Annotated in this window: 5 protein-coding genes and 2 pseudogenes; 4 read left to right on the top strand and 3 right to left on the bottom strand. The window is 30.3% G+C overall.

Annotation, left to right across the window (positions count from 1 at the left end):
* A pseudogene (locus IQ05_RS14455) lies at window positions 1-241 on the bottom strand (IS110 family transposase); the annotation flags it as partial.
* Between the two features lie 198 nt (window positions 242-439).
* On the opposite strand from IQ05_RS14455, the gene IQ05_RS14450 reads away from it, so the two are divergent.
* The gene (locus tag IQ05_RS14450; protein WP_144894135.1) at window positions 440-1270 is read left to right on the top strand and encodes a hypothetical protein; all 831 of its coding nucleotides are present in this window, start codon (window positions 440-442) and stop codon (window positions 1268-1270) included.
* A 178-nt stretch (window positions 1271-1448) separates the two neighbouring features.
* Window positions 1449-2162: a hypothetical protein gene (locus IQ05_RS14445; RefSeq protein WP_144894133.1), complete on the top strand. Its 714-nt coding sequence runs from the start codon at window positions 1449-1451 to the stop codon at window positions 2160-2162.
* Window positions 2163-2256: 94 nt separating this feature from the next.
* Here IQ05_RS14445 and IQ05_RS15475 read toward each other — a convergent pair whose 3' ends face one another.
* Together IQ05_RS15475 and IQ05_RS14435 are read right to left on the bottom strand one after the other, a co-directional pair.
* Window positions 2257-2511 (bottom strand): transposase, encoded by a 255-nt coding sequence (locus tag IQ05_RS15475; protein WP_208653374.1) that lies wholly within the window; start codon window positions 2509-2511, stop codon window positions 2257-2259.
* Window positions 2512-2649: 138 nt separating this feature from the next.
* Window positions 2650-3306: pseudogene (locus IQ05_RS14435) on the bottom strand (transposase); the annotation flags it as partial.
* Between the two features lie 151 nt (window positions 3307-3457).
* Here IQ05_RS14435 and IQ05_RS14430 point away from each other — a divergent pair.
* Window positions 3458-6049, top strand: coding sequence for an AAA domain-containing protein (locus IQ05_RS14430; RefSeq protein ID WP_144894131.1), 2592 nt, complete (start codon window positions 3458-3460; stop codon window positions 6047-6049).
* A gap of 263 nt (window positions 6050-6312) precedes the next feature.
* The gene (locus tag IQ05_RS14425) at window positions 6313-7830 is read left to right on the top strand and encodes an ArnT family glycosyltransferase (protein ID WP_144894129.1); all 1518 of its coding nucleotides are present in this window, start codon (window positions 6313-6315) and stop codon (window positions 7828-7830) included.
* Window positions 7831-8556 lie beyond the last annotated feature (726 nt).

Raw genomic sequence — 8556 nt, 5'->3', positions numbered from 1 at the left:
AACCTAATTTTAAAAAATAGCGCGCTGCAGAAAATCCGCAACATCCTGCTTCGTAAACTAAAGCTACTTCGTGATTTGGAAATGTTCGCTCCACATATTGGTATAAATCCTCGGCAACAGAAGGCATTGAAAACGTTCTGTGAAAAAACAAATCCGTTTGAATGGAAACGCTCCAGCTTTTTTTGTGAATATCTAAACCAATGAATATCTTTGGAATAGTTAAGGCATCTTGTAATTGCATAATCTTCGTTTTTAGTAACTCTAAGTTATGCTTTTACATAGATACTACAACGGATTTGGGCAATTGGCTCAATGGGAAGTTGGTTTTGTATTTGGGATGATTTGGCAAATCCGAAAATAGGGCTTAATTTAGTCCCAAACCCGCTGTAGTGCCAGAACGTTGTGCGACACTTTCACACGACAGAAAACAGAAAGAAATATGAAAATAAAATTTATACTTTTCTCAATAATTATTTTGAATTTATCTTGTAATTCAAAATCGAAAGATAAAATCGAAAATAACGTAACTGAAAATATAGAATTATTTGATTCCATAAATGATCTAACTAAAGATTTCGAAAAAAATTATACCGGAACAATAAACAAAAAGATAAATGTTGTTTTTCATCTGAAAAGCATTAACGGAATAATAAAAGGGTTCTATTTTTATCAGGAAAAAGGAATTGACATAAAACTGAAAGGAAAATTATTAAACAATAAAATGGTTCTCGATGAGTTTGATTTTTTCGATAATAAAGTTGCTCAAATTAATATCGAAACTAAAGGCAAAAATATTTTTGGCAATTGGATAAATTCTAAAACAAACAAAAATTTAAAAATAGATTTACAAGAAACGGAATACAAAATAGTCGATTTACCTAAAAGTATAGAAGGTATTTACAAAACTAAAATCAATGAAAATGAAATAGAAACTTGTAATTTAACAATAAAAATAACCAAAAAGAATGGGGAATATTATTATAATTATAAATCTGAATCCCGAAACTTAAATGGTAAAGTTAGTTTTTCAAGAAATATTGAGGAAAATGAAATTTATATAGTTCTAGAAGGAATTAAATGGTCTGAATATCGTGGCGACGTTTCTAATCAAGATGATGAAAATTATGAAGAAAAAGAATTAGAGTTACCAAATGAAATTGATGGACTTTTTAATGAAAATGAAATTACAATCCAAAATTCTGGAAATGCAATGAATTACTATGTGAAATTAAATGATTGCGGAAAAAAATATATCGAATTTAAAAAATAAAAGCGATCGCACAACAGCTAGTAAGCAATAGTCGGGCATTAGGCTTAATGGAAAAATGGTTTTGTGTTTGGGAAATTAGTGATTATCCGAAAATAATTGCTTTATTTAGCCCGACCATCGCCTACTAGCGGGACGTTGGCGGTAATTTTACAGAACAGAACTTGAAACAAAATTTAAAATGATAAAAAATATAATTTCAACACTATTCATTTTAACACTAGCAACAATTATAAGTTGCAAAAATGAAAAAAATGAACAGAAGAAAAATGAAAATGTTAGCGTACAAACAAATGATAATTTCCCAAAAACCAATCAACAAGGAAAAGATACAATAATTGAAAAAAAGGAAAAACTAAATAACAATTCTATTTACAACTCGAAATTTATTGAAATTAAAAATTCATTAATTAATGGACATAAAGTAATTTTATTAAAAAATGAATTTGATGCTATATATAAGAAAAATGATTCGCTAAAAACAACACTTTGGGAATGTGGAAGTCCATTTGAATGGCTAGACAAAGAATGGATGGTGAAAACTTATGGTGTTGAAAATAAAGAAAAGGGTACGTTTGATAGATTTAATGGTGAAATCACGACCATATATGATAAAAATATAAAATTTACTACAAATAATCATATCGTATTATTTGATATGGCATTTGCAAAAAATAATTCTTTTAAAATAATTAGTCATAATATTACATTAGACAAAAACACAACTTTAAAAGAATTTAAAAAAATATTTCCAAAAATAGAAATTGAAAATTTAGAGAATCCGAATAATGTTAGGGCTAGATTTTATTTGGGGAAAGTTGAGGATGATGCTTTTTTGTTTTATTTTAAAAACGGAAAGTTAGATTATTTTACTTTATGGTGGCTTTTATGCTAAAAAAACTACCGCCAACACACGTAGCTGTTGCGCAACTCTCTTAAAAAAGTAAAATTTCAAGATAAGGATAAAAAACAACCTCGTTTAAGGATATTTAAGCGAGGTTTATTTTTGGTTTTAGGTTGTAGTTTGTAAAAATACAATGCCTTAAAAAGTCGGTTTTCAAGTCTATGAAAGCTGTTTTTAGAGAAGTTGGTACTTTTGCTTGTATTTCACTTACAACTCCGGCTTTTGTTTTTGTTTTTTTGGTGATAAACTTCAAGTATTTCTTAAGATTATAGGTCAACGCTGCCATTAAAACGTGTTTGTTGGCTTGCTTGATTCCTCTTGTGTTTACGCGATTACTCACAAGTTTTTATTGATTTTAAATGGTGTTCGTGAATGCTTCGCATTTCATATTGGTAAAATTGACCAATGTTCCTATTACTGGTTCTACGGTTTTACTTCTCACTCGCACCATTTGCTTGGCATAGCGTGCGTTTTGAGTCAGTTTTTGGTGCATTCGATCGTAGTGTTCTTTGTGGATGCTGTGGTCTAACTTTTGTTGGATATTTTGCCTGCCTGCCGGCAAGGCAGGAATTATAGCGGGGTTATCTTTGGCGTCATTTTCTTCCAAAGCATCTAAGTATTCTTGGTTTTTTACTTCAATATAATCTACATGTTTGTCGATTTTCTTTTGATTGAAATTGGCTTTCTTGCTATTGTGGGCTCGGCTTTTGGTACCATCGATAGCAATGGTTTCGCAACCTATCAAATCGGCATCTTTTAAAAAAAGAACATAGAGTTTGAATAGCTTTTTCAAGGCAATAGGATTGTTTTTTCTAAAATCGGATATGCTGTGGTAATTAGGTATAATAGCTTCTAAAAGCCATTGTATTTCCATGTTTCTCGAACATTCCTTTTCTAAATCTCGAGCACTTCTGACTCCGTTGAGATACCCATATAAATAGATCTTTAGAAACACTTTACTATTAAAACTTGGGCGACCTTCAGTTTTGAGCGTTTTTACCGAAAAACCAAGCTTAGAGAGGTCTATAGATTCGACAAAGGCATCTATAAATCGCACCTGGTTATCGGGACTTATTGTATCTTCTAAACTTATAAAACGCAGTTGTTGACGAGAAATACCTAGGATATGTTGCATTATTAAAAATACGAAAAATCCTGTCTTTACGTGACTTTTTTGCTATATTTGTTTGTAAGTAAACCGAAGATTTTTCACAGACTGACGTCAGCAGTCGCCCATAAACTACATCATACTAAAACACGGAATCAGTAAAAAAATATCATAGAAAATGTCACTTAAAAGAGAACTGATATACATTGACGAAAAAGACGAAACCGACAGAATTGCTCAATATTCGTATAAAGGCGACAAAATATGTATCGTTTTCAAAAATGGAAACAAGGAGTTTTTTTATAACAAAACGAGAGCAAGAATCGTAAGAACAGCTGTTAGCAGCGACAAAGCATTTAACGTTTTCAATTACCTAAAAGAAATTGCCGACACGGTTGGACTAAAAACAGAAGAAGGAAGCAATATTCTTGCAAGAAGTTACGACAGCATTTCTGAAATTACTAAAGATTGTGTTCTTGCAGGTTTTTTAAACAGCTCTTTATCTGCAACAAGTGTAAGCACTACAAACCCGGATTTTTTTCCTTTTGGTTTTAACCTAAGTCAGAGAAATTCAGTAAATATTGCATTTTCTAACAATCTAAGCGTAATTGAAGGACCTCCAGGAACAGGCAAAACACAAACCATTCTGAACATCATTGCTAACGCTGTTTTGAATGGGCAAAGTGTTGCCGTTGTTTCAAGCAATAACTCTGCAACAAAAAATGTTTATGAAAAACTTGAAAAATACGGCATTGAATTTATAGCGGCACTTCTTGGAAACTCTCAAAACAAAAAAGATTTCATTGATTCTCAAAGAGAAATTCCCGATTTATCGCAATTCAATTTGTCTGACAATGAAAAAGCAAACTTGAAAGAAAAAGCAACAACGCTTGTTACTCACCTTTCCGAAAATCTTGACAAGAAAAATGAGTTGGCTTTATTAAAACTTCAACTTGAAAACATTGAAACAGAATACAAACATTTCAAAAAAACATATAAAGACAATGCAGAGAAAACAGTAGAGTTTAAAAGAAATATTACAGCCGAAAAAATTCTTCAATTTTGGATTATAATTGAAACATTTACAAACAGAAGAAAGGAAGTCGGCTTCATCAAAAGGCTCATTTTTAGGCTGAAATATGGAATTAAGGATAAATCATTTTATACAAATTCACTCGGTGAAATAATTTTCATTTGTCAATCAAAGTATTATCCAACTAAAATTAGTGAACTGACAGAGAGAATAGAATTATTGGAAACCTCTTTAAGGAATTTTGCATTTGACAACAAAATGAAAGAATACACACAAACGTCAATGCAACTTCTTAAAGCAGAATTGTGCAAAAAGTACAATAAACAAAAACGAGAACCATACACCATTTCAGAACTTCGTTATAAATCAGACGAATTTATCAAAGATTACCCTGTTATTATGAGTACAACTTACTCATTAAGGCAAAGTTTATCTGATAAAATTTCTTACGATTATGTGATTATTGATGAATCTTCACAAGTTGATTTAGCAACAGGTGCACTTGCTTTGTCTTGTGCAAAACGAGCGGTAATTGTTGGTGACATTAAGCAATTGCCAAACGTGGTTGATGCTGAAATGCAAGAGAAAACAGATTTGGTTTTCAATTCTTATAAACTGCAAAAACCTTATCGCTATTCAAATCACAGTTTGCTATCTTCTATCCTTGAATTATTCCCCAATGTTCCAAAGACACTATTGAGAGAACATTATCGTTGTCACCCAAAAATCATAGAATTTTGCAATAAGAAATTTTATGACAATCAACTTATTGTTCATACAGAATACACAGACAAACGCCAACCTCTTCTTGTTTATAAAACAGTACAAGGAAATCATGCAAGAGAGCGAATGAATCAACGGCAAATAGACATTATTAAACAGGAAATTATCTCAAAAGAAAAACTTGAAAATGTGGATTTAGGTATTGTTACGCCATATCGCAATCAAACAAACGCATTGCAAAGAACATTTCAAGGAACTTCAATAAAAGCTGACACAGTTGATAAGTTTCAAGGCAGAGAAAATGAAGTCATCATACTTTCAACTGTTGACAACGAAATTTCAGAATTTACGGATAATCCAAATCGATTAAATGTAGCTGTTTCCAGAGCTGTTGAACAACTGATATTAGTTGTCAATGGAAATGACAATGAAAGCGATAACAATATTTCTGACCTGATAAAATATATTGAATATAATAACTTTTCTATTGTTCAAAGTGAGTTAAACTCAATTTTTGATTTGTTGTATAAAGGCTACGAAGAAGAAAGAGCAAAAATCATCAGAAAATCAGGAAATGTTTCAGCGTTCGACAGTGAGAATTTAATGTTTGGACTAATCAAACAGGTTTTATCGGAAGACATATTTTCGAAGTATGACGTTCTTCTGCACTTCCCTATTAGACAACTAATTAAAGATTTTTCAAGGTTAGACGAAAAAGAAGTAAAATACGCATCAAACTCACTGACACATTTAGACTTTTTGATTTACAATAAACTTGGTAAATTTCCTGTTCTCGGATTAGAAGTTGATGGCTTTGAATTTCACAAAGACGGAACAAAGCAAGCCGACAGAGATAAAATGAAAGATAGAATATTGGAAAAGTATGATTTCCCGATCTTGCGGTTTAGGACAAATGAAAGCAACGAAAAAGAAAAATTGACGAACAAATTAAATGAACTACAAAAACATAAAATAGAATTTGGGCGAACTGCTAACAGCGGTTTAGCACAATAGCTATTTTTTTCTTTAGCATCGCGTTCAATTTTCCTCTGGAAAATCTATCTTAGCAAGAAAATAATCGTTCACGCAGCCGCTACAGCGCCAAGCGGCAAAACGTAAGGCTGTGAAAAAACCTCTTCAAATCTAGAAAATATTCGAAGGCTTACCAAAGAATAAACTCAAATATGTATTTATCAAGAGGTTGATTTTAGTTTTTTTTTTTTTTTACAGAATGACATTAGCGGAAATGCCCGAGCGAGGCTAAAAAATAGAATCTAATGACAAAACAGAATAAACTAATAATTGTATTTTTTTGCGTAATAAAATTATCACTTCATCTAATTGCTGATTATCATTCAGGTTTTCAAGGCGATGAATTATTACATATCGAAACAGGAAATCATTTGGCATTTGGTTATATGGAATTCCCTCCATTAATTGGAGTTTTAGCCTATATTCAAAATCTTTTTAATTCTAATTCTTTATATATTCATCATTTATTTTCTCATATATCTAGCATTTTAATAATTATTTATGTTGCAAAAATCACTTTAGAATTAGGCGGAAAAAACAAAGCACTATTTTTAACTTTATTATGTATAATTATTGCACCAGCATTTGGGCGTTCGCAACAACTTTTTCAACCTGTTGTTTTTGGGCAACTTTTTTGGGTTTTGGGTTTTTACCAATTAGTTCGTTATACAAAATATCTTAACAAAAAATATGTAACCTATTTAGCCATTATTTCAGTAATTGGTTTTTTATTCAAGTATGATGTTTTATTTTTTATTTTTGGATTATCGTCATTATTCTTTTTTAATAGAACTAGAGAAAGATTATTTAAGCAGAATATCGGATTACACGTTGTAATTGCTTTTTTAGTAATTCTTCCAAATATTTATTGGCAATATGTAAATAGTTTTCCTGCACTACAAATGTTTAGCAGATTATACGAAACGCAATTAGATAAACTTTCGAGATTAAATAATTTGAAAAATTTGATTCTTGCAACCAATCCAATTTCGCTTATTTTGATTTTTCCTGCAATAGTTTATATGTTCAAATCTAACAAAACCGAACTCTATAAAGTATTAGGATTTTCAATTATTTTATCGTTTTTTTCATTGGTATTCAGTAACGGAAAATCATATTATTTTTTCCCAATAATTTTAACAATCTTACCTTTTGGAGCAATATTTTGGGAACAAAACATAATTCAAAACCATAAATGGATTATATTTCCTATTAGCATTCTGTTGTTTTTAGGTTCAATATTAATTCCATTCGGAATGACAGTTTATACTTTCAATCATTATTTGCAATCCATTTACAAATATGAAAAGAAAGATATTGATGGTGGAAAATATGCTGTGAAATATGATGAATATTATACGAAAGAAAAGTGGAAAGTAACAATGACTGAACTGAAAAAAGTTTATGACAGTTTGCCCGTAAAGGAAAAACATAATTGCCTAATTTGGGGAAAACATTATGGTCAAGCAGGAGCAGTTAATCTATTAGGTAAAGAATATAATTTGCCAAAAACATTTTCTTATCACGGAAGTTTTTATAGTTGGTCACCTAATGAAGTAATGCCAAAAACGATAATTGCATTAAGTTATCAAGTTGGAGATTTTTTTAATCCTTATTTTGAAGAAATAACTCTTGTGAAAAGCATTTATAATCCTTATACGGACAACGAAGAAGAATTGTATCAGAGAATATATATTTGCAAAAAGCCAAAACAGAATTTTGAAAAAATGAAAGAATTATTTAAACGTAGAATATTTGAATAAATAAAGGAACTATCCGCTGACAGCGGTTTTGCAAGATTGCTAATTTTGTAGTTAGTTCACGTTTCGCAAGAATTTTTATCTTTAACAGAAAATAATCGGTTATGAAGTTCGCAACCCAGCAAAGCCTCGAAACGTCAAACTGTCTAATAACCTCTATTTATACGGTTAATTTTATTGTGTTAAAAATCGTTCAAATAATTTGTATAACTCATTGCTGTTTTTTTGTACATTTAAGTATGAAATTCATCAACGGAACCAAAACAAACCAACTTGCAGCGCAAATGTCTCTGGCTTTAAGCATTTTTTATAAATGGTAATTAAAGTAAAGCATCATAAAACGGCTCACTTTTAAAGGAGTTTTAACGAAAAAACCTTTAAATTTATAACAAATAATTCCTGTTTTTTGTGTGACTTTATTTGCAATATTTACTCACAAGCAAACGGAAGTTTTTTCACAGACTGACTTTACTTTTATAATATAAAAAAATTCCGTTCAGATTTTTTTATTTGGAATGCATTTATTTAAATCATTGCAAATATCCATTAAAACAGCAAAGGTAAATCTGCTATCGAACATATTATGAAAAATCTTTTGCTAATTAAAAAAGCTAAAATGTTTATTCAGCAAATAATTAATAAAGTAGTATATTTGGATAACGAGAAAATAAATAGCAGTGTTGAATTGAAGTATTGATTACGAAATCGTTAAACCATTTCAAAAAAGAA

Source organism: Flavobacterium tiangeerense, assembly GCF_007830355.1.
In the GTDB taxonomy this organism is placed as follows: Bacteria; Bacteroidota; Bacteroidia; order Flavobacteriales; family Flavobacteriaceae; genus Flavobacterium; species Flavobacterium tiangeerense.
This window is presented reverse-complemented; position numbering and strand designations above follow the sequence as displayed.

Coding starts and splice junctions, on each gene's coding strand:
- IQ05_RS14450 (WP_144894135.1), top strand. CDS start 440: ATGAAAATAAAATTTATACTTTTCTCAATAATTATTTTGAATTTATCT.
- IQ05_RS14445 (WP_144894133.1), top strand. CDS start 1,449: ATGATAAAAAATATAATTTCAACACTATTCATTTTAACACTAGCAACA.
- IQ05_RS14430 (WP_144894131.1), top strand. CDS start 3,458: ATGTCACTTAAAAGAGAACTGATATACATTGACGAAAAAGACGAAACC.
- IQ05_RS14425 (WP_144894129.1), top strand. CDS start 6,313: ATGACAAAACAGAATAAACTAATAATTGTATTTTTTTGCGTAATAAAA.